The organism is Rubellimicrobium roseum, assembly GCF_006152145.1.
GTDB classification, from domain to species: domain Bacteria; phylum Pseudomonadota; class Alphaproteobacteria; order Rhodobacterales; family Rhodobacteraceae; genus Rubellimicrobium; species Rubellimicrobium roseum.
Window position 1 is genome coordinate 1 of the sequence record NZ_VDFV01000027.1, and the last position, 19789, is coordinate 19789.

Annotated in this window: 16 protein-coding genes and 1 tRNA gene; 7 read left to right on the plus strand and 10 right to left on the minus strand. The window is 68.0% G+C overall.

The annotated features are described in order from the left end of the window. Window positions 1-358 precede the first annotated feature (358 nt). Together FHG71_RS15225 and FHG71_RS15230 are read right to left on the minus strand one after the other, a co-directional pair. Window positions 359-433: transfer RNA gene (locus FHG71_RS15225), tRNA-Asn, on the minus strand. 58 nt (window positions 434-491) lie between these two features. Continuing rightward, complete coding sequence (locus tag FHG71_RS15230; RefSeq protein WP_139082558.1) at window positions 492-1367, minus strand: MBL fold metallo-hydrolase; 876 nt, start codon at window positions 1365-1367, stop codon at window positions 492-494. A gap of 120 nt (window positions 1368-1487) precedes the next feature. On the opposite strand from FHG71_RS15230, the gene FHG71_RS15235 reads away from it, so the two are divergent. From FHG71_RS15235 to FHG71_RS15255, 5 genes are all read left to right on the plus strand, one after another. Further along, window positions 1488-2777 carry an ATP-binding protein gene (locus FHG71_RS15235; protein WP_246045471.1) on the plus strand — a complete coding sequence of 430 codons (1290 nt, stop codon included), beginning with the start codon at window positions 1488-1490 and terminating at the stop codon, window positions 2775-2777. A 203-nt stretch (window positions 2778-2980) separates the two neighbouring features. After that, window positions 2981-4060, plus strand: a complete 1080-nt coding sequence (gene recA / locus FHG71_RS15240; RefSeq protein WP_139082560.1) for a recombinase RecA — start codon at window positions 2981-2983, stop codon at window positions 4058-4060. 1249 nt (window positions 4061-5309) lie between these two features. Beyond that, on the plus strand, window positions 5310-7976 hold the full coding sequence (gene alaS / locus FHG71_RS15245; protein ID WP_139082561.1) for an alanine--tRNA ligase: 2667 nt from the start codon (window positions 5310-5312) through the stop codon (window positions 7974-7976). After that, entirely contained in the window at window positions 7973-8263 is a 291-nt protein-coding gene (locus FHG71_RS15250; protein WP_139082562.1) for a DUF1330 domain-containing protein, read from the plus strand. The genes alaS and FHG71_RS15250 overlap by 4 nt, the downstream gene beginning before the upstream one ends. 76 nt (window positions 8264-8339) lie before the next feature. Continuing rightward, complete coding sequence (locus tag FHG71_RS15255; protein WP_139082563.1) at window positions 8340-9110, plus strand: endonuclease III domain-containing protein; 771 nt, start codon at window positions 8340-8342, stop codon at window positions 9108-9110. A 220-nt stretch (window positions 9111-9330) separates the two neighbouring features. On the opposite strand, the gene FHG71_RS15260 is transcribed toward FHG71_RS15255, so the two are convergent. From FHG71_RS15260 to FHG71_RS15295, 8 genes are all read right to left on the minus strand, one after another. Further along, entirely contained in the window at window positions 9331-10437 is a 1107-nt protein-coding gene (locus FHG71_RS15260) for a helix-turn-helix transcriptional regulator (RefSeq protein WP_139082564.1), read from the minus strand. 66 nt (window positions 10438-10503) lie between these two features. Next, entirely contained in the window at window positions 10504-12321 is a 1818-nt protein-coding gene (gene typA, locus FHG71_RS15265) for a translational GTPase TypA (RefSeq protein ID WP_139082565.1), read from the minus strand. A gap of 107 nt (window positions 12322-12428) precedes the next feature. Beyond that, window positions 12429-13424, minus strand: coding sequence for a hypothetical protein (locus FHG71_RS15270; RefSeq protein ID WP_139082566.1), 996 nt, complete (start codon window positions 13422-13424; stop codon window positions 12429-12431). Between the two features lie 171 nt (window positions 13425-13595). Continuing rightward, window positions 13596-14246, minus strand: a complete 651-nt coding sequence (locus FHG71_RS15275) for a YitT family protein (RefSeq protein WP_139082567.1) — start codon at window positions 14244-14246, stop codon at window positions 13596-13598. Continuing rightward, window positions 14215-15429, minus strand: coding sequence for an NADP-dependent isocitrate dehydrogenase (locus FHG71_RS15280; protein WP_139082568.1), 1215 nt, complete (start codon window positions 15427-15429; stop codon window positions 14215-14217). The genes FHG71_RS15275 and FHG71_RS15280 overlap by 32 nt, the downstream gene beginning before the upstream one ends. Before the next feature lie 546 nt (window positions 15430-15975). Next, entirely contained in the window at window positions 15976-16569 is a 594-nt protein-coding gene (locus FHG71_RS15285; RefSeq protein WP_139082569.1) for an HD domain-containing protein, read from the minus strand. 7 nt (window positions 16570-16576) lie between these two features. After that, complete coding sequence (locus tag FHG71_RS15290; RefSeq protein ID WP_139082570.1) at window positions 16577-17461, minus strand: hypothetical protein; 885 nt, start codon at window positions 17459-17461, stop codon at window positions 16577-16579. Beyond that, the gene (locus FHG71_RS15295) at window positions 17462-18115 is read right to left on the minus strand and encodes an alpha/beta hydrolase (protein WP_139082571.1); all 654 of its coding nucleotides are present in this window, start codon (window positions 18113-18115) and stop codon (window positions 17462-17464) included. 153 nt (window positions 18116-18268) lie between these two features. On the opposite strand from FHG71_RS15295, the gene iscR reads away from it, so the two are divergent. Next, a complete protein-coding gene (gene iscR, locus FHG71_RS15300) occupies window positions 18269-18727 on the plus strand; it encodes a Fe-S cluster assembly transcriptional regulator IscR (protein WP_139082572.1) in 459 nt (152 codons plus the stop codon). Then, window positions 18724-19770 (plus strand): cysteine desulfurase family protein, encoded by a 1047-nt coding sequence (locus tag FHG71_RS15305; RefSeq protein WP_139082573.1) that lies wholly within the window; start codon window positions 18724-18726, stop codon window positions 19768-19770. The genes iscR and FHG71_RS15305 overlap by 4 nt, the downstream gene beginning before the upstream one ends. Window positions 19771-19789: the final 19 nt, after the last annotated feature.

Sequence of the window (19789 nt, forward strand, 5' to 3'; positions counted from 1 at the left end):
CATGGCCGCCCAGATAAGCAGGCAGACCCGCCGCGCGAGCCCCCTCGCTCATGGGTTACGCAACAACGCCGGCGGCCAGGATCCTCGCATCGAGGGGGACGTCCGTTCGAAGGGAGAGCACCAGTGGAAAAATCGCGATGGGGTCCCGAGCGAGCCGTGGGCGGGGCCATCGACGTCGCCAGTAAAAGGTGCTCCCCCGACGCTCGAGGTGCTTCTGGGTTGGACGCGTGGATCCCATGTTCTTCCGCCTTTGTGCACCAGAATGTGCATCGCGGAGTGCACCGGGATGTGCACCTGAGAGGGGGCCTCCGACTCCGGGGAGCGAGAACCCTGCCATCTCAACAGCTTGGGAAGATTTTGGCTCCGGCGGTAGGGATCGAACCTACGACCAATTGATTAACAGTCAACTGCTCTACCGCTGAGCTACGCCGGAACACGGGGGCTCTATAACTGTGGTGTTAGGTGGCGTCCAGAGGGGCAGGGCCAGGAATTCAGGCGACGCGACGGAAAGAGGCGGTCATGGCTACCGGGCCGTCCGCGAAGGCCAGCCCGCGCCGTTCCAGATCGAGAAGATGCGCCAGCACGTTGCGCCGGGCTGCCTCGCGAAGCGCCTCGGGAACCGTCCGATATATCCGGTCGGCCAGGGCGGCCGACGTCGAGGGACCAGCCTCCAGCGCCGTCAGCACCTCCGCTTCGCGGGCCAACCGATGCGCAAGCAGCCCGCGCAGCCGCCCCAGCCCGTCCTCCACCGGCGCGCCGTGCCCGGGCAGGAGGCGCCGCGACCCCAGCGCGGTCAGCCGCCGCAGCGACTCGATGTAATCGCCCATGTCTCCCTCGGGCGGCGAGATCACCGTGGACGCGAAACCCATCGCGTGATCGCCCGAGAACAGCCGCCTTCCGTCGTCGAGGCAGAGGTGGTTCCCCATGTGGCCCGGAGTGTGCCGGGCCACCAGCCGCCAGCCAGGCCCCTCGACGACGTCCCCGTCGCGCAGGCGCCGGTCGGGCCGGAACGCCCAGTCCACGCCGCTTCCTCCGCCCAGCCCGTCCCGCGCGGGACGAAGTCCGGTCCGGGCGTCCCCGAAGGCGAGCACCGGCGCTCCCGTCCGCGCGGCCAGCAGGGGCGCCAGGGCTGAATGATCGAGATGGGCGTGCGTGACAACGATGGCGACGGGGCGCCGCCCGCCCAGGGCCGCCCGAATCTCCTCCAGATGGCCAGGCATCTGGGGGCCGGGATCGATGACGCAGGGCGCCTCGTTGCCGAGGATCCAAGTGTTCGTCCCTTCCGCCGTGAAGGGCGACGGATTGCCCGCCAGCACCCGCACGAGGTCCGGCCCGAACCGGGCGGTCCGATCGGCCTGCGCTCCCATGCGTCCTCCTCAGGCTTCATAACTCAGTTTAGCCGCGCGCCAGGTCTGGGTCCAAGCCTTCCCGCCCGGACTAGGGCGCTCTAGTCTTCGTCCATGATCCGCGAATGGCTTCACGACAGAATGCCCCGGTCCCTGATCGCGCGGGCCGCGCTGATCCTGCTGCTGCCGGTGGTAACATTGCAGCTCGCCATCTCGGTGGGCTTCGTGCAGCGCTACTACGAGGACGTGACCCGGCAGATGACGCGATCGCTCCTGCTCGAATTGCGCGTCCTGTCCGCTGCCGTGGCCGCCGAGCCCGACCTAGCTGCCGCGCAGGAGCGCGCTCGCGAGGTCGGCGGGCCGCTCGAGATCGAGACCACGCTGCCCGCCCGTCCGCCCACCGCCGACAATCTTTCGGCCTGGGACCTGTCCGGCCGCGTCATGGCCGAAACGCTCCGCGAGGCTCTTCCGAACCTGCGTGCGGTTGCCGTCCACGAGCCGCGGCGGGTGGCGATCTGGCTGTCCACCCCGCACGGCGGAATGCGCGTGGAGTTCTCGAGGCGCCGCGTCGCCGCCGCCGCGCCGCACCAGCTCGTCGTGCTGACGCTGGTGCTCGGGCTGGTTCTGACGGCGGTGGCTTACCTGTTTCTGCGCAACCAGGTCCGTCCGATCCAGCGCCTCGCGCGCGCCGCCACTGCCTATGGGCGCGGGCGGGTGGTTCCCTTCCGTCCCGCCGGCGCGCTCGAGGTTCGCGCCGCCGGGACGGCCTTCCTCGACATGCGCCACCGCATCGAGAGGCAGGCCCAGGCCCGCACGGCGATGCTTGCGGGGATCAGCCATGACCTGCGCACGCCGCTCACCCGGCTCCGGCTCGGGCTGTCGCTGCTCGACGACCCCGAGGCGGCCGACCTCATCCGTGACGTGGACGACATGAGCCGGATGATGGACGCCTTCCTGGCCTTCGCGCGGGGTGATGCCGGCGACATGCAGGAACCCACGGCCGTCGCCCTTCTGGTGCGCGAGGTGGTCGAGGATTACCGGCGCACCGGCCAGCCCGTCGACCTGAGCGCGGTGGAGGGAACCGACCCCGGCCCGGTTCCGATGCGGCCGCTCGCGCTGCGGCGGGCGATCGAGAACCTGCTCGGCAATGCCCTCTCGCATGGGACACGGGCTCGGGTGAGCCTCGGCTTCGGCGAACGGACGATCCGAGTCACCGTCGAGGACGACGGTCCCGGGATCCCGCCCGAGCAGCGCGAGGAAGCGATGCGGCCCTTCGTCCGCCTCGATCCGGCGCGCAACCAGGACCGTGCGGGGGTGGGCCTGGGCCTCGCCATCGTTGCCGACATCGCGCGCACTCATGGCGGCCAGCTGCGCCTGGGCACGAGCGCGGACCTCGGCGGTCTGCGCGCGGACCTCGTCCTGGCTCTCTAGCGCGGAAAGATGCGCGTAAACAGTAAGTTGCAGAACGCAAAGACCGCCCTGGTAACGCTTCGTTAACCTTGAGCGGATTATCGTAGGCTCATGCGTTCCAGGTTGAAATGTTCACGCTTTGGTCCTATATCTCGGTTCTGGAACAAGACGTGAACAAGACTTCGATTGCCGCCATGGGGCGGCCATGGGATAAGGGGCCGAACATGGCAGTGGCAGACCTCCTCACGATGACCGACAAGAAGACGGCGGATAAGCAGAAGGCCCTGGAAAGCGCGCTGCAGCAGATCGAGCGGCAGTTCGGCAAGGGCTCGATCATGAAGCTCGGCGCGGGCAATGCCCTGCCCGAGATCGAGGCGACCTCGACCGGCTCCCTGGGCCTCGACATCGCCTTGGGAATCGGCGGCCTGCCCAAGGGTCGGATCGTCGAGATCTACGGGCCCGAATCCTCTGGCAAGACGACGCTGACGCTTCACGTCGTGGCCGAGGAGCAGAAGAAGGGCGGCGTCTGCGCCTTCGTGGACGCCGAGCATGCGCTCGATCCGCAATACGCCAAGAAGCTGGGCGTGAACCTGGACGAGCTGCTGATCTCGCAGCCCGATACCGGCGAGCAGGCGCTCGAGATCGTGGACACGCTGGTCCGTTCGGGCGCGGTCAGCCTCGTGGTCGTCGACTCGGTCGCGGCGCTGACGCCCAAGAGCGAGCTTGAGGGCGACATGGGCGACTCGTCCGTGGGTGTCCATGCGCGTCTGATGTCCCAGGCCATGCGCAAGCTCACGGGCTCCATCTCGCGCTCGAACTGCATGGTGATCTTCATCAACCAGATCCGGATGAAGATCGGCGTCATGTTCGGCTCGCCCGAGACGACGACGGGCGGCAACGCGCTCAAGTTCTACGCCTCTGTGCGCATGGACATTCGCCGCATCGGCGCGATCAAGGATCGCGACGAGGTGGTGGGCAACACGACCCGCGTGAAGGTGGTCAAGAACAAGGTCGCTCCTCCGTTCAAGGAGGTCGAGTTCGACATCATGTATGGGGAGGGGATCTCCAAGACCGGCGAGCTCCTCGACCTCGGCGTCAAGGCTGGCGTGGTGGAGAAGTCGGGGTCCTGGTTCTCCTATGGCGACGAACGCATCGGGCAGGGTCGGGAGAATGCCAAGACCTTCCTGCGCGATCACCCCGACGTGGCGAACTCGATCGAGGACAAGATTCGCGCGGCCCACGGGCTCGACTTCTCGGTGTCGGGCGAGGGACACGACGAGGACGGCGACCTCGTGGAGATGTGAGCCCTGCCTCAAGGGGACACAATGGCGGGCGGAGCTTCCGGGCTCCGCCCGCTCGCGTTCATGCCTTGGCGTAGGCAGCCAAGGATTTGTCGTCGCTCAGAACAAATGTAGACACCTTGATCGGGCCTGATCAGCATTGAAAGGATCGTTGATTTGCGCGGACCGCCACGCGCGTACGGCACGAGCTATCACTACGGCAGGCAGAGCAAAGGCGGGGCGAGCGCTTTGACGCTGATCGTCGGGGCACGATGTACCTCACATGCATCCTGAGCCGATCGTCAGCCTGCATGCGGATGCCGCGCTCCGGGCACAGTCGCGCGACGGCGCCTCTAGCGGCGCGATGCGTCCGCTCTGTCGCGAACTTTGAGAGCGCCTAAAGGGAGGTCCGATGCACTCGGTCACTTGGCGCGACATCCTTCACCGGCGCCATTCAGTTACGGTCGGCCATTATAGACACGGCTCGGTTCTCACCGCTGGAGTGCTCCCAGCCGGAACGATCGTTGGCGATTACTCTTAGGTTTGGCGCAACTCCTTGTGCTGCGGCTCGAACATCCAGGCGACCGGCCGGTGCTGCATCCTATTCTCTATGAAGTACGCTCGGCTTCCTGGCCTGCGACAGCATCGTGAAGTCTTTGAGCAAGGCTCTCCCCATCGGGTGGGACATGTGGATCGGCGACCGGCTCACGGTTCTGTGTCGCTTTCGAACCGTCCAAAACGGTGCGGGGATCGCGGCCGGTGCGGTCGTGACCCCCTAATACGATCATGGCTGGCGCTCTGCCGCGCCCGCTTTGTCGGCGGATGTATGAGCAGGTGATCCACAAGCTCGGGCTTAGCCCCTGGTGAGAGTGGCCATTGTCGTCGTTGATCAAGGACCCTCCCGTTGTGGGACCCTTCGGCCAGCGGATGTCGTGGGCCCGACCAGGGGTCCTCACGAAAGATGGAACGCGAGGAGGAGCTGGCATGACCGACGACCTGTTCAATTGAAACTAACCGCCCGCTGCCGCGCGTGGTCTTTGGCTCCAGCCCTGAAAGCTGTGTGGGCCAAGTTCGGCGCTGCGTTTCTTCCCCCTGCTCGGAACGGCCTACACGCTTGGCGCCGCCTGAGCCGCATGGGCGGACCACTCCGGCCCGCCTCAGCCGCCGGGAGTCCGGACGCAGACCATCTCATCCTCGTGGATGCGGGGCCGGACCCACTGGACCGCGGGAAGACCGGGGAGTATGCCTCGCAGGCCGCTTCCGGGGACCTACGATGACCAGCCTCGCCGATATCCGCTCGACCTTCCTCGATTTCTTTGCCCGCAACGGCCACGAGATCGTTCTCTCTTCTCCGCTCGTTCCGCGCAACGACCCGACGCTGATGTTCGCGAACTCGGGCATGGTCCAGTTCAAGAACGTCTTCACCGGCCTCGAGTCGCGCCCCTACAGCCGTGCGACGACCGCCCAAAAATGCGTGCGTGCCGGCGGGAAGCACAACGACCTCGACAACGTGGGCTACACCGCGCGGCACCACACCTTTTTCGAGATGCTGGGCAACTTCTCATTCGGCGACTATTTCAAGGAAAGCGCGATCCCCTTCGCCTGGGAGTTGCTGACGAAGGACTTCGGCATCGACGGCGATCGCCTTCTGGTCACCGTCTACCACACCGACGACGAGGCCGCGGCCATCTGGAAGAAGGTCGCGGGCCTATCGGACGACCGCATCATCCGCATTCCCACGAACGACAACTTCTGGATGATGGGACCGACCGGCCCCTGCGGCCCCTGCACCGAGATCTTCTACGATCACGGCCCCTCCATCCCCGGCGGCCCTCCGGGCTCGCCCGACGAAGACGGCGACCGCTACATCGAAATCTGGAACAACGTCTTCATGCAGTTCGAGCAGCATGAGGACGGCTCGCGCGAGGCGCTGCCCCGTCCGTCGATCGACACCGGCATGGGGCTGGAGCGGATCGGCGCGCTCCTTCAGGGCAAGCACGACAACTACGACACCGACCTGATGCGCGCCCTTATCGAGGCCAGCGCCCACGCTACCAGCAGCGACCCCGATGGGCCCGGCAAGATCCACCATCGAGTGATCGCCGACCACCTGCGCTCGACCTCGTTCCTGATCGCCGACGGCGTGCTCCCCTCGAACGAGGGGCGGGGCTACGTGCTGCGCCGCATCATGCGGCGTGCCATGCGCCATGCTGCGATGCTCGGGGCCAAGGACCCTGTGATGCACCGCCTCGTGCCGTCTCTCGTGCAGCAGATGGGCGCAGCCTACCCGGAACTCGCCCGCGGCCAGGCGCTCATCACCGACACGCTCAGGCGCGAGGAATCCAAGTTCCGCGAGACGCTCGACCGGGGCCTGCGTCTTCTTGAGGACGAGCTGAACGGTCTGCCCGAGGGCGCCGAACTGCCGGGCGGGGCCGCCTTCCGGCTCTACAGCACCTATGGGTTCCCGGTGGACCTCACACAGGACGCCCTGCGCGAGAAGGGTCGGTCCGTCGACCTCGCAGGCTTCGACGCAGCCATGGCCGAGGAGAAGGCCCGGGCTCGCGCCTCCTGGGCCGGCTCCGGCGAGGCCAAGGACGCCCGCATCTGGTTCGACCTCGCCGAGGCCAACGGCGCGAGCGAGTTCCTGGGCTACGACACAGAAAGCGCCGAGGGGCAGATCCAGGCGCTCGTGGTCGAAGGTGCGCCCGTCGAACTCATCGAGCAGGGCGCCCGCGTGCAGATCGTCGTCAACCAGACGCCATTCTATGCGGAATCGGGTGGTCAGGTCGGCGACACCGGGACGATCTCGACCGATACTGGAACGGCGCGCGTGACGGACACGCGGCGCTCGGCTGGTGTCGTCATCCACGACGCCGAAGTCATCCAGGGCACGCTGACCACGGGCCAGCCGGCTAGGCTGGTGGTGGACCACGACCGCCGCTCTGCCATCCGCGCGAACCACTCGGCCACGCATCTGCTGAACGAGGCGCTCCGCTCCGCCTTGGGCGAGCATGTGGCCCAGCGCGGCAGTCTCAACGCCCATGACCGGCTCCGCTTCGACTTCTCCCACGGTCAGGCGCTGTCGCCCGAGGAGCTGCGCCGGGTCGAAGCCGAGGTGAACGAGCTGATCCGCCGGAACGGTGCCGTCGAGACCCGCGTCATGTCGCCCGACGACGCCCGGTCGCTCGGCGCGCAGGCCCTGTTCGGCGAGAAGTATGGCGACGAGGTCCGGGTCGTATTCATGGGCGAGCCCCTGACGGCTGCGGAAGGCCTCAATCGCCGGAACTACTCGATCGAGTTGTGCGGCGGCACGCATGTCGGCCGCCTGGGCGATATTGGGACTTTCGTCCTTCTGTCCGACACCGCTTCGTCGGCCGGCGTGCGCCGGATCGAGGCGCTGACGGGGCAGGCCGCGCTCGACCATCTCCGCTCCCGCGAGAAGGCCCTTCAGGACGTGGCCGGCCTTCTCAAGGCGCCGCTGCCCGAGGTGGCGGCCCGCGTAAAGGCGCTTCTCGACGAGCGTCGCGCGCTCCAGAACGAGGTGGCGCAGCTTCGCCGCGAGCGGGCGCTCGGCGGCCCGGCCCGCGAAGCTCAGGCTCCGCGCGAGGTTGGGGGGGTTCCCTTCCGGGCGCAGGTCCTGTCCGGCGTCACCGGCAAGGAGCTTCCGGCGCTGATCGACGGCATGAAGGCCGAAATGGGCTCGGGCGCCGTTCTGCTGATCACCGAGGACGGGGGCAAGGCCGCCGTGGCCGCCGGAGTCACTTCCGACCTGTCGGGCAAGCTCTCGGCCGTCGATATCCTCCGCGCCGCGGTGTCGGAGCTCGGTGGCAAGGGCGGAGGCGGGCGCCCCGACCTCGCGCAGGGGGGCGCGGCCAGCGCGGCCAATGCCGAAGCCGCCATCAAGGCCGCAGAGGCCGTGATCGAGGGAGTCTCCGCATGAGCGCCGCTCTCTGGATCGCCCATGTCACGGTGACCGACGCCGAGGCCTATGGCCGCTACGCCAAGCTCGCCACCGAGGCCATCGCGGCCCATGGTGGCGTCTTCATCGCGCGGGGGGGGCGTTACCGGCAGCTCGAAGGCACAGACCGCCCGCGCAACGTGGTGGCCCGCTTTCCGAGCCTCGAAGCGGCGGTCGCCTGCTACGAGTCGGCGGAATACCAGGCGGCACTGGAGCACGCCAAGGACGCGGCGACCCGCGACCTCGTGGTGGTCGAACTGAGCGAATGACCGCGGGCCGGTGCCGTTCGGCTTCCGGATTTCAAGAGGGCGGGAACCGGGTCGGGGCGCTGCGGCTTGCCGTTCCATGGCCCGCTTCGCACCCGACCATGGAGAGTTGACCCGCAAGGCGCTGGAGATCCACCGGCGCCTCTGCGAGGAGTACGGCTGCCCCATCGCCTATTTCCACGACCATGACCCTCTGAGCGAGTTGATCTCCTCGCTCCTGTCGCACCGGACCAAGAACCGCGACTCGGGTCGCGCTTTCCAGGCCCTGCGCGTCCACTACCCGGACTGGGCCGCCCTGCGCGACGCTCCCACGCCCGAGGTCGAGCGCCTGATCCACGGCGTCACCTGGCCCGAGCAGAAGGCGCCCCGTATCCAGTCGGTCCTCTGCGCCATCAGCGAACGACATGGCCACCTGTCGCTCGACTTTCTCGAAGCGATGCCCGTGGCCGAGGCGCGCGCCTGGCTGGAGGCGCTTCCGGGCGTCGGCCCGAAGACCAGCGCGGCGGTGCTGTCCTTCAGCCGCCTGCGCCGGCCTGCGCTCCCCGTCGACAGCCACCATCACCGGGTGGCCCAGCGCACCGGACTGATCCCGAGTACTTTGGACGTGGGTCCGTCACACGCCGCGCTGGCCGCGCTCCTACCCCCGGACTGGGACGCCCAGGCCGTCTATGATCACCACGAAGTGCTCATGCTCCACGGCCAGCGGTGCTGTTATTTCCGCAACCCGGCCTGTGAGCGGTGCGTTCTGCTCGAACTATGTCCCACGGGCCAGGCTCGCTGTGCCGGCCTGTCATCCGAGCCGCAAGGACGGGTCGGACCGGCACCCGGCCACGCTCGCCCTCAGAACTGAATTCCGTGGCTTACCGTTCGCTCATGGCCCGGATGGGTCATGCCAGCAGGCAGCAGACCGTTACCGTTTCCCCATCAATTCGCCGTGTTCCTTCTTTTCATTCGCCCGCTTGGGCGGACGTACCGGGACCGGCGGCCGGCTTCGGCAGGTCAGGTCACGAGTCATGGGGTCACGAACGGCTCCTGCCGAGCGCCCCGTCGGAGTGATCCGGCGGGGCGACTCAGAGCCGATGCAAGGTGATCACCTCCCTCACGAGATCGGCCTGCCGCCGAGAGCCGGTCTTGCCCAGCGCCGACTTCACTTGGTTGCGGACAGTCTGGACCGAGACCCTTCGGGTTTCCGCCACCTCCGCAACCGTGGCGCCTTCGGCCAGGGCCAAAGCCACTTCCGCTTCGGCGCGGGTGAGCCCGAGGGCCTGCATGACCTGCATCGTTCCGTCCCGGTCGCGTCTCGAAGGCCGCATGACGACGAGCGCCGCCGGGCTCCGATCAAGCAGCAAGGGCATCCGTAGGTCCCCGAGGCTGCCGGGCCGTAGCGGAACGACCCGCATCTCGTGACCGGCCCCGCCAACGGGGAAGGACAGCGGGCCTCCGGGACGGAGCCGCAGCGCCGCCTCCATCCGCATGCGCTCGACCTCCCGCATCATTCGCAGGCGGCCCGCGGGATCACGGCGCAGGACGTCACCCTCTTCCAGCATCGTCTCGGCCCTGCGATTGCCGTGGAGGATGACGCCATCCGCGCCGAGCAGAAGAACGGCCGCGTCGGACGGCTCGATCCCATGACGCAACGCTTCGGCATCGAGCCGAAGGCCCAGCGTCATCCGGTTCACCTCCAGGGCGTGCCGCATGAGGCCCTGCAGCCGCACGGCAGCGGTCAGGACCTGCGCGGCCATGACCTCCGCCACGCGATGCTCGATGTGCAGGCTGAACAGGAACAGGCGGCCGGAATCCCGGGCCACGACCGCGCCCACCGTAGAGCGAAGGTCCTGCTGGGGACGAAGCCAGTCCTGGTAGAACTCGGTCCGCAGCAGGTCGGCCTCGGGAACGACCTCCCTCGAGTCCACCACCCGCCCCACCGGCAGGCCGGCCCAGGCCGGCGCGAAGGGATTGATGGTATGGAAATGCCGATAGTAGCTCTGCACGCAGGCGACGTCATAGCCCGCCTGCGCGGCTGGAAGGCCTTGGGCCATCTGCATGTCGTGCCCCAGCAGAGATGCGCGGCATCCCGGAAAGGACCTGACGAAGGCAGCCATGACCGATGACCAGGCCGCCGGGTTTATGGCCGCCTTCAGGATGGCGTCCTCGATCGACGACAGGTCATCCTGCACGCGTGAACCTCCCTGATCTTGCCTCAGGGAGGTTAACGATAGGTCAACGTCCGTCCAAGCGTTCCGTCAGGACGCCTTGGCCTGCCGCTTGCGCTCGTGCGGGTCGAGGAAGCGCTTGCGCAGGCGAATGGCGCTCGGCGTGACCTCCACCAGCTCGTCGTCGTCGATGTAGGCGATGGCCTGCTCCAGCGACATGATGACCGGGGGCGTCAGACGCACCGCCTCGTCCGTGCCCGAGGCGCGCACGTTGGTGAGCTTCTTGCCCTTGAGCGGGTTCACCTCAAGGTCGTTGTCGCGCGAATGCTCGCCGATGATCATGCCCTCGTAGACCGGGTCCTGCGGGTTAACGAACATCTTGCCCCGCTCCTCCAGATTCCACAGCGCGTAGGCCACGGCCGTCCCGTTCTCCATGGAGATGAGGACGCCCTGGCGCCGGCCCTGGATCTCGCCCTTATGGGGGGTCCAGCCGTGGAAAATGCGGTTCAGGACGCCCGAGCCGCGCGTGTCGGTCAGGAACTCGCCCTGATAGCCGATGAGGCCCCGCGACGGCACATGCGCGATGATCCGCGTCTTGCCGGCGCCGGCGGGCCGCATCTCCACGAGGTCGCCCTTGCGCGGACCCGTCAGCTTCTCGACCACGGCGCCGGTGTATTCGTCATCGACGTCGATGGTCACTTCCTCGACGGGCTCCATGCGGACGCCGTTCTCGGTCGTGAAAAGCACGCGGGGGCGCGAGATCGACAGCTCGAAGCCTTCGCGGCGCATGTTCTCGATCAGCACGCCCATCTGGAGCTCGCCCCGGCCCGCGACCTCAAAGGCGTCGCCGCTGGGGGTGTCGGTCACCTTGATGGCGACGTTGACCTCGGCTTCCTTCATCAGGCGCTCGCGGATGACGCGGGACTGGACCTTCTTGCCGTCGCGGCCCGCCAGCGGCGAATCGTTGATGCCGAAGGTGACCGAGATGGTCGGCGGATCGATGGGCTGGGCGGGCAGGGGGATGTCGAGCGACAGGTCGCAGATCGTGTCGGCCACGGTCGCCTTGGACATGCCGGCCAGCGTCACGATGTCGCCGGCCTCGGCCACGTCGATGGGCTGCTGGGTGAGGCCGCGGAAGGCCAGGATCTTGGAGACGCGGAACTGCTCCAGCTTCTCTCCGGAACGCGACAGCGCCTTGACGGTCTCGCCCGCGCGCAGCGTGCCCGATTCCACGCGCCCCGTCAGGATGCGCCCGATGAAGGGGTCAGCCGACAGCGTCGTGGCCAGCATGCGGAAGGGCTGCTCGCGCGCGGCCAACTGGCGCGGCGGCTCCACGTGGCGCACGATCAGGTCGAACAGCGCATCCAGGTTCTCGCGCGGCCCGTCCAGCTCCAGGTCCGCCCAGCCTGAACGGCCCGAGGCGTAGATGTGCGGGAAGTCGAGCTGCTCGTCATTGGCGCCCAGCGCCGCGAACAGGTCGAAGCATTGGTCGAGCGCCCGGTCGGCGTCCGCGTCCGGCTTGTCCACCTTGTTGAGCACCACGATGGGTTTGAGCCCCAGCGCCAGGGCCTTGGAGGTCACGAATTTGGTCTGCGGCATCGGCCCCTCGGCCGCATCGACCAGAAGGCAGACCCCGTCCACCATGCTCAGGATGCGCTCCACCTCGCCGCCGAAATCGGCGTGTCCGGGGGTGTCGACGATGTTGATGCGCGTGCCTTTCCACTCGACCGAGGTGCACTTGGCAAGGATGGTGATCCCGCGCTCGCGCTCGATGTCGTTGGAGTCCATGGCCCGCTCGGCGACGGCTTGATTGTCGCGGAAGGCGCCGGACTGCTTGAGAAGCTGGTCGACAAGCGTCGTCTTGCCGTGGTCGACGTGCGCGATGATCGCGATGTTGCGGATATCCATGGGGCTCTCTTTCGGGGAACGGGGCGGCGATACAATGCAGTCGCAGAAAAGGCTAGGGGGCGGCCCGGGCAGGCCACCCCCTTTCCCGTGCGTCATATAGGCACGGATCAGTAGCTGCGGAAGAGGTAAAGCATGCGCCCTTCGTCGCGGTGCTGACCGCCCAGGCCCGCGCCGTACATCGCGGCGCCCAGAGCGATGGCGAAGCCCGCCGTGACAAGGAAGCCCGTCAGCACCGCCGCCCGCCGCGCGGCATCCGCCGCGTCCCGCGCCGCCTGTGCCGCCTGCTCCACCCGCTGCTGCGCCTCGTCGCGAAGCTGCGTCGCCTGCTCGACCGCCTGGTCGATCCGCGTGTTGATCTCCTGCTCCGACAGCGTGGAGTTCGCCGCGATCTCCTCGACCAGCACTTGGCGATCATCCTCGCCAAGCTCGCCCGTGCGCGCCACCTCGAAGACGACGTCCCGCACGACCGGGCCCACTTCCGATGCGGCGTCGGGATCGATGCTCTCGCCCGTGCCGCGCAACAGACGGTTGTTGATCGCCTCGATCGGATCGAAGCCCGACAGGTCGAGCCCGCCTTCCTCGCCACCGTCCGTCGCGGATTCCGCAGCGCCACCCGCGGCCGAGGCCGCTCCGCCGACGACGTTGGCCGCTCCTTGCGCGACCGAACTCACCGCCTGTGCCGCGCCCTGAGCGACGTTGCCCGCCGTGTTCACGGCAGATCCCACGAGGCTGCTCGCGATCCACGTGCCGATCAGGACCCCCAGCCCCCAGACTACCATGCCATGGATCGAGTCGCGGGCGCTGACCTCGTCGGGGGTCGTGCCATCGAAGCGGCGGCGCATCCGCCCCGCGACGTAGCCGCCGATCCCGTAGGAGACGAGGATGGTCACCAGGGCCCAGATGCCCGTCAGGACGAGCGACAGGGTGCCGTTGCCTTCGCCCCTCTGCGGCGAGATGGCGGACAGCCCCAGCGCGGCGCCGAAGCCCGCGAAGACGACGCCGATGGCAGTGGCGACCACAGCGCCCGCGAAGATGGCGGGCCAGTCGACGTAGTGGGTGGGCCCTCCGCCGGAGTCGGGTGTGACGTACGTGCTTCTCTCCACCATGGTCAGCCGAGCCCCAGCAGCGAGAGGATGGCGAGGACGACGACAACGAGGCCGATGAGGTAGATGATCCCGTGCATGTGTGGCCTTTCCATTCCGGGCGCGCGGGGCCGGGCGCCTCGCGCGCATGTGATGCGGCAACGGAAAGGCCGGGGCTTTGTTCCCAGCGAGCTAGTAGGCCACGTAGCGGTCGCGGCGGTGGTTGATCGCGATCACGAGGTTCAGGACCCCGGCGCCCAGCGCGCTCAGGATCACGGTCGCCGGATCCAGCACGAGGAAGGCCGCCGCGAAGAGAAGGGCGTCGAAGCCGAGTTGCGTCCAGCCGGCCCGGAACCCCGTCCGGTCCTGGATCATCACGGCCACGATCCCCACGCCGCCCAGCGACGCCCCGTGCCGGAACAGCGCAAGCAGGCCCGCCCCCGAGCAGAGCCCGGTGAGCACCGCTCCGAAGACCGGATTCAGCTGTGCGAAACCCATCCAGCCGGGCACCACGACCGACAGCCCCGACACCAGCGCCACGGCAAGGAATGTCTTGGCCGTGAAGGCCGGTCCCATGCGCTGCCAGCCCAGCCAGAAGAAGGGCAGGTTGAGCGCGAAGAACACCGCCCCGAAGGGCAGCCCCATCATATAGGACAGCAGGACCGCGAGCCCCGCCGTCTGCCCGGTGATGAGCCCCAGATGCGTGAGGATCGTGACCCCCACCGCGGCCATCACGGTGCCGAAGACGAGTCCCTGCGCATCGTCCAAAAGGTTGTGGGGCGCAACCGCACGGGCCGCGCCCCCCGACGCGTCAGCCCTGAAGGGCCTTGTTGAGGTACTCATCCACCTTCTCGAGATAGCCCATCGTCGTCAGCCACTTCTGGTCCGGGCCCACCAGCAGCGCGAGGTCCTTGGTCATCCAGCCATCCTCGACGGTCTGCACGGTGACGCGCTCCAGCGTCTCGGCGAAGCGCATGAGCTGCGCGTTGTCGTCGAGCTTGGCGCGGTGCTTGAGGCCGCCCGTCCAGGCGTAGATCGACGCCACGGAGTTCGTGGAGGTCTGCTCGCCCTTCTGGTGCTGGCGGAAGTGCCGGGTGACGGTGCCGTGCGCGGCCTCGGCCTCGACGATCTTGCCATCGGGCGTGAGCAGCACCGAGGTCATCAGGCCCAGCGATCCGAAGCCCTGCGCCACGGTGTCCGACTGCACGTCGCCGTCGTAGTTCTTGCAGGCCCAGACATAGCCGCCCGACCACTTCAGCGACGACGCGACCATGTCATCGATCAGCCGGTGCTCGTAGTGGATTCCCTTGGCCTTGAACCGGTCCGCGAACTCGGCGTCGAAGATCTCCTGGAACAGGTCCTTGAAGCGGCCGTCATAGGCCTTGAGGATCGTGTTCTTGGTGGACAGGTAGACCGGCCAGCCGAGGTTGAGCCCGTAGTTGAACGAGGCCCGCGCGAAGTCGCGGATCGACTCGTCGAGGTTGTACATCCCCATGGCGACCCCGGCGGCGGGTGCGTCGAAGACCTCGCGCTCGATGGTGGTCCCGTCCTCGCCCACGAACTTCATCGTCAGCTTGCCCTTGCCGGGGAAGCGGAAGTCCGTCGCCCGGTACTGGTCGCCAAAGGCGTGACGGCCCACGACGATGGGCTTGGTCCAGCCGGGGACGAGGCGCGGCACGTTGCGGCAGATGATCGGCTGGCGGAAGATCACGCCGCCCAGGATGTTGCGGATGGTCCCGTTGGGGGACTTCCACATCTGCTTGAGCCCGAACTCCTCAACGCGCTGCTCGTCCGGCGTGATGGTCGCGCATTTCACGCCGACGCCGTGCTCCTTGATGGCGTGGGCCGCGTCGACCGTGATCTGGTCATTGGTCCGGTCGCGCTCCTCGATCCCGAGGTCGTAGTACTTCAGGTCGACGTCGAGATAGGGCAGGATCAGCTTCTGCTTGATGAAGTCCCAGATGATCCGGGTCATCTCGTCGCCGTCGAGCTCGACGACGGGGTTCTCGACTTTGATCTTGGTCATGGGGCGTGCCTTCGGCCAGATGTGGGCTTGGGGGCCCCTGTAGCGCATCCGTGAAGAGGGGGAAAGGCGGTATGCCGTGGTATGCGGATCAGCCACGTGGCTCGGCGCCCCTTGGCAGGAGGAGCCCGGAGGCGAGGAAACCAGACCCGCTCGGAAGGGCAGATGGCCCAACAAGGAGGACGCCATCCCCTTCGCGGTGTCGGTCATGGTAGCTGGACGGGTTGGCCAAGTGAACGATCCTGCGGAGCAGGGGCAGGGTCGGCGCGATCCACGCTCCGTTGGTCTGGCAGGCGATTATCGAAAGGGTGTCAAGGGCGGATCACGGAAGCAGCGCAACACACAGGCTGATAGAAGGTCGAACTCCCAAGGCCTTCCACTTGGTCAACCTGCGGTCTTCGGATCAGGTCGTGGAGAACAGTCGGGCATCGTCGCCCGATGACGTCCAAGTCCCCATCCCGACCCATGTAGCGGAATGAATGAACCCAACAAGAAAATACTGTCCCGCAGCGAGGAACACGGCCAGAACAGCCGCAATCAGCCGTCGCCTCACCCGAAGTAGGACCGCGTTCTTTCCCTGACCCAATCCCACAGCGCCGGCGCGCCGCGCGCGATCTTCACGCCCACCCGGCTCTCCAGTTGCTCTGCCGTGACGTTGTAGGTCGTCCAAGTCCCCCCGCCGCTCGCGAGGTTCTGCATCACCGGCTGCACGCGGTCGAGGCTCTTGGCGAAGACTGCGTCGGGCGTCTCGGCCGCCTCGAACTCCTCCCAGAGCGCGCGGAACGCAGCCGCCTGCTCTGGCGGCAGAAGACCGAAAATCCGCTCGGCCGCCGCGCGCTCGGCGGCCAGCACCGCGGCCGAACCATGAGCGTGCCCGTCCGCCGAATGGATCGGCACATCGCCCACGTCGATCTCCACGAGGTCGTGCAGGATCAGCATGCGAACCACCCGGTCGATGCTCACGCCGGGGCCGGCCTGATCGGCCAGCACCAATGCATAAAGCGCGAGATGCCAGCTATGCTCACCCGAGTTCTCCCGCCGCGAGCCGTCCGCCAACGTCGTCGCCCGCAGCACCGACTTCAGCCGGTCGGCCTCCACGAGGAAGGCCATCTGCGCGGCCAGCCGGTCGTCCGACAGTGCCATCCCCCGCTCAGCCCCAGTCGCCATCCGGCATCTCGATATCCATGGGTGGGGCGGGGGTCCGCGGCGCGGCAGAAGGAGCAGCCGGTCGCGGCATCGAGGCCGCCCGGGCCAGGGCAGCGGCCAGCGCCTGCGCCGGGTCTGCGGGCGTAGGGGCCGCAACCGGAGGGACGGCGGCCGCAGTCGTCGGGCGGGCCTGTTCCTGTGCCGGTGGGGCCTGAGCGGGCTTGGCCGCTCCCGACAGGGGATGACGGCGCAGCAGCGGCGAGATCTCCTCGACCGGAGCGGTGTTCGTCGGCTCCGGCTTGGGCAGCGGGGCCGCGACGGCGGCGGGTTCGGGCGCAGGAGGACGGGCGGCCACATGCCCCGGCGTTCCCTTGTGTCCGGGCGTGGCTGGAACGGGACGCGGCGGTTCGGCCGGAGCGGCGGCACGCGGGGCGACTGGCTCGGGCAAGGCGCCCGTGATCGGCGCCGCCAGAGCGGACGACGGCCGAACCGGCGGCACGGACGGTTCGGCGAACCCCGCCGGCCGGCTCGCACCTTCGATGCCTGCTGGCCTGGGCGGCTGGACGGGAGGCGCAGACGGCTTGGGAGGGAGCGTGGCGGGATGAGCCGCCGAGGCCGCCTGCGGAACGACCGGAGCGGCGACGGCTCCAGGCGCGTCCAGCACGTCCAGCGGCCAGCTCGCGCCGATCCGTTCGGCCAGCAGCTCGCGCGCGCGCCGCTCGGAGCGCCGCACGCGCACGAAGGTCATGAAGGCTTCCTGCGTCGTGGTGGAGGATTCGCCAATCAATTGCGCGATCACCCGAATGAGGTTCTCGTCCTTCGTCTCTTCCGAGACGCGCAGGGCGTCACGGGCGAGAGCGTCGGCGATCTCCTCCAGAAGAGATGCCATCTAGCGGGTGTTCTCCGTCAGGCGCCGCTTCACGTAGCCCTTCACCGAGTCGATCATGCGGTCCATGTAGGGGTCCTCGAAGAAGTGCCCCGCGCCCTCGATGACCTCGTGGGTGATGGTGATGCCCTTCTGCTCGTGCAGCTTGTTCACCAGCGCAACGGTGTCGGGCGGCGGCGCCACGCGGTCCGCCGAGCCGTTGATGACCAGCCCCGACGAGGGGCAGGGGGCCAGGAACGAGAAGTCGTACATGTTCGCGGGCGGCGCGACCGACACGAATCCCGTGATCTCGGGCCGCCGCATCAGAAGCTGCATACCGATCCAGGCGCCGAAGCTGAACCCCGCGACCCAGCAGTGCTTGGAGTTGGTGTTGAGCGACTGGAGATAGTCCAGCGCCGCCGCCGCGTCCGAAAGTTCGCCGATCCCCTGGTCGTACTCGCCCTGGCTGCGGCCCACGCCCCGGAAGTTGAAGCGCAGCACCGTGAAGCCGATCTGGTGGAAGGCGTAGTGCAGATTGTAAACCACGCGGTTGTTCATCGTGCCCCCGAACTGCGGATGCGGGTGCAGGATGATAGCGATCGGGGCGTCGCGGTCCTTCTGGGGGTGATAGCGGCCTTCGAGCCGGCCCTCGGGGCCGGGGAAGATGACTTCGGGCATTCGCGTCCCTTGATTGCGACCGACCTGGGGTTTCTTGACGAAAACCCTCGGAGACCTTAGAACAGTTCTAAACCGCGGCCCGAACGGGCCCCGGCACTCGGCATGCAGTTAAAACCGCGCATCCCGCGCGTCAACGGAATTGGGGCCTGGGGCATGAAGCTCTCCACGAAGGGGCGTTACGCGGTGGTGGCGCTGGCGGACATCGCCCTCCAGCCCCCGGGCGCGCTCGTGAACCTGGGCGAGATCGCCAAGCGGCAGGATATTTCGCTGCCCTACCTGGAGCAGCTCTTCGTCAAGCTCCGCCGCGAAGGGCTGGTCGAATCGGTGCGCGGCCCTGGTGGCGGCTATCGCCTTGGGCGGCCCCCGTCCGAGATCCGCATCGCCGACATCCTCAAGGCCGTCGACGAGACGGTGAGCGCGATGCACAAGGGCGCTGCCGCGCAGGGGGGCCGCTCCGGCACCCGGGCCCAGTCGCTCACCAACCGGCTGTGGGAAGGGCTGTCGGCCCATGTCTACGTCTTCCTCCATCAGACGCGCCTGTCGGACGTGGTGACGAACCAGCTCGCCCCGTGCCCGGCCGTGCCGTCCCTGTTCGAGCTCGTGGACGAGTGAGGTCCCGCATCTACCTCGACCACAACGCCACCGCGCCGCTGCGCCCCGAGGCGCGCGCGGCGATGGTCGCGGCCATGGACTTGGTGGGGAACCCGTCCTCGGTCCATGCCGAGGGCCGCGCCGCCAAGGCGCTGGTGGAGAAGGCCCGCGACCAGATCATCGAGGCGCTGGGCGCCAGCCAGTCCGATCTCGTCTTCACCTCCGGCGCCACCGAGGCCGCCGCGCTCGCGCTGGCCGGGCGCCGCCTGCACGCCGCCGAGGTCGAGCACGAGGCCGTCCTGTCCTGGTGCGACCCGACCCTTCCCGTCGATAAGGACGGCCAGGTAACGATCAACGAGTCCGCTGCCTCCGCGCTCCAGCTCGCCAATTCCGAGACCGGGGTCGTGCAGGACCTGCCCTCCGGCCTCGCCCTGTCCGACATCACGCAGGCGGTCGGTCGCCTGCCTTACGCCCATAACTGGTCGGGCATCGGCATGGCCATCCTGTCGGCCCACAAGTTCGGTGGCCCCAAGGGCATCGGCGCCCTGATCGTCCCGCGTGGCCATCATGTCGCGGCCCGTCAGACAGGCGGCGGGCAGGAGATGGGCCGCCGCGCCGGGACCGAAAACCTTGTTGCCATCGCCGGCATGGCCGCCGCCGCCCAGGCCGCGCTCCGCGACCTCGCCGATGGAGTGTGGGAGCGGGTCGCCCACCTTAGAAATATTCTAGAATCGACGCTTGAGGCCGAGGACCCCGACACCATATTCGTGGGGCGCCGGTCGCGGCGCCTGCCCAACACCAGCCTAATCCTGACTCCGGGCTGGAAGGGCGAGACGCAGGTGATGGCGATGGACCTCCAGGGCTTCGCCGTCTCGGCCGGATCGGCCTGCTCCTCCGGCAAGGTCCGGGCGAGCCGGGTCCTCCGCGCCATGGGATTCGACGAGGGGCTCTCGGGATGCGCGCTGCGCGTCTCGCTCGGGCCCGACACGACGGAAGAAGAGGTCCTGCGCTTCGCGGACGCCTTCTCCGCCGCACGACGCAAGCAACGCAGCCGGGCCGCCTGAGCGCTCGGGACGAGAGAGG

Coding starts and splice junctions, on each gene's coding strand:
- FHG71_RS15230 (WP_139082558.1), bottom strand. CDS start 1,367: ATGGGAGCGCAGGCCGATCGGACCGCCCGGTTCGGGCCGGACCTCGTG.
- FHG71_RS15235 (WP_246045471.1), top strand. CDS start 1,488: ATGCCCCGGTCCCTGATCGCGCGGGCCGCGCTGATCCTGCTGCTGCCG.
- recA (WP_139082560.1), top strand. CDS start 2,981: ATGGCAGTGGCAGACCTCCTCACGATGACCGACAAGAAGACGGCGGAT.
- alaS (WP_139082561.1), top strand. CDS start 5,310: ATGACCAGCCTCGCCGATATCCGCTCGACCTTCCTCGATTTCTTTGCC.
- FHG71_RS15250 (WP_139082562.1), top strand. CDS start 7,973: ATGAGCGCCGCTCTCTGGATCGCCCATGTCACGGTGACCGACGCCGAG.
- FHG71_RS15255 (WP_139082563.1), top strand. CDS start 8,340: ATGGCCCGCTTCGCACCCGACCATGGAGAGTTGACCCGCAAGGCGCTG.
- typA (WP_139082565.1), bottom strand. CDS start 12,321: ATGGATATCCGCAACATCGCGATCATCGCGCACGTCGACCACGGCAAG.
- FHG71_RS15275 (WP_139082567.1), bottom strand. CDS start 14,246: ATGAGTACCTCAACAAGGCCCTTCAGGGCTGACGCGTCGGGGGGCGCG.
- FHG71_RS15280 (WP_139082568.1), bottom strand. CDS start 15,429: ATGACCAAGATCAAAGTCGAGAACCCCGTCGTCGAGCTCGACGGCGAC.
- FHG71_RS15285 (WP_139082569.1), bottom strand. CDS start 16,569: ATGGCACTGTCGGACGACCGGCTGGCCGCGCAGATGGCCTTCCTCGTG.
- FHG71_RS15290 (WP_139082570.1), bottom strand. CDS start 17,461: ATGGCATCTCTTCTGGAGGAGATCGCCGACGCTCTCGCCCGTGACGCC.
- FHG71_RS15295 (WP_139082571.1), bottom strand. CDS start 18,115: ATGCCCGAAGTCATCTTCCCCGGCCCCGAGGGCCGGCTCGAAGGCCGC.
- iscR (WP_139082572.1), top strand. CDS start 18,269: ATGAAGCTCTCCACGAAGGGGCGTTACGCGGTGGTGGCGCTGGCGGAC.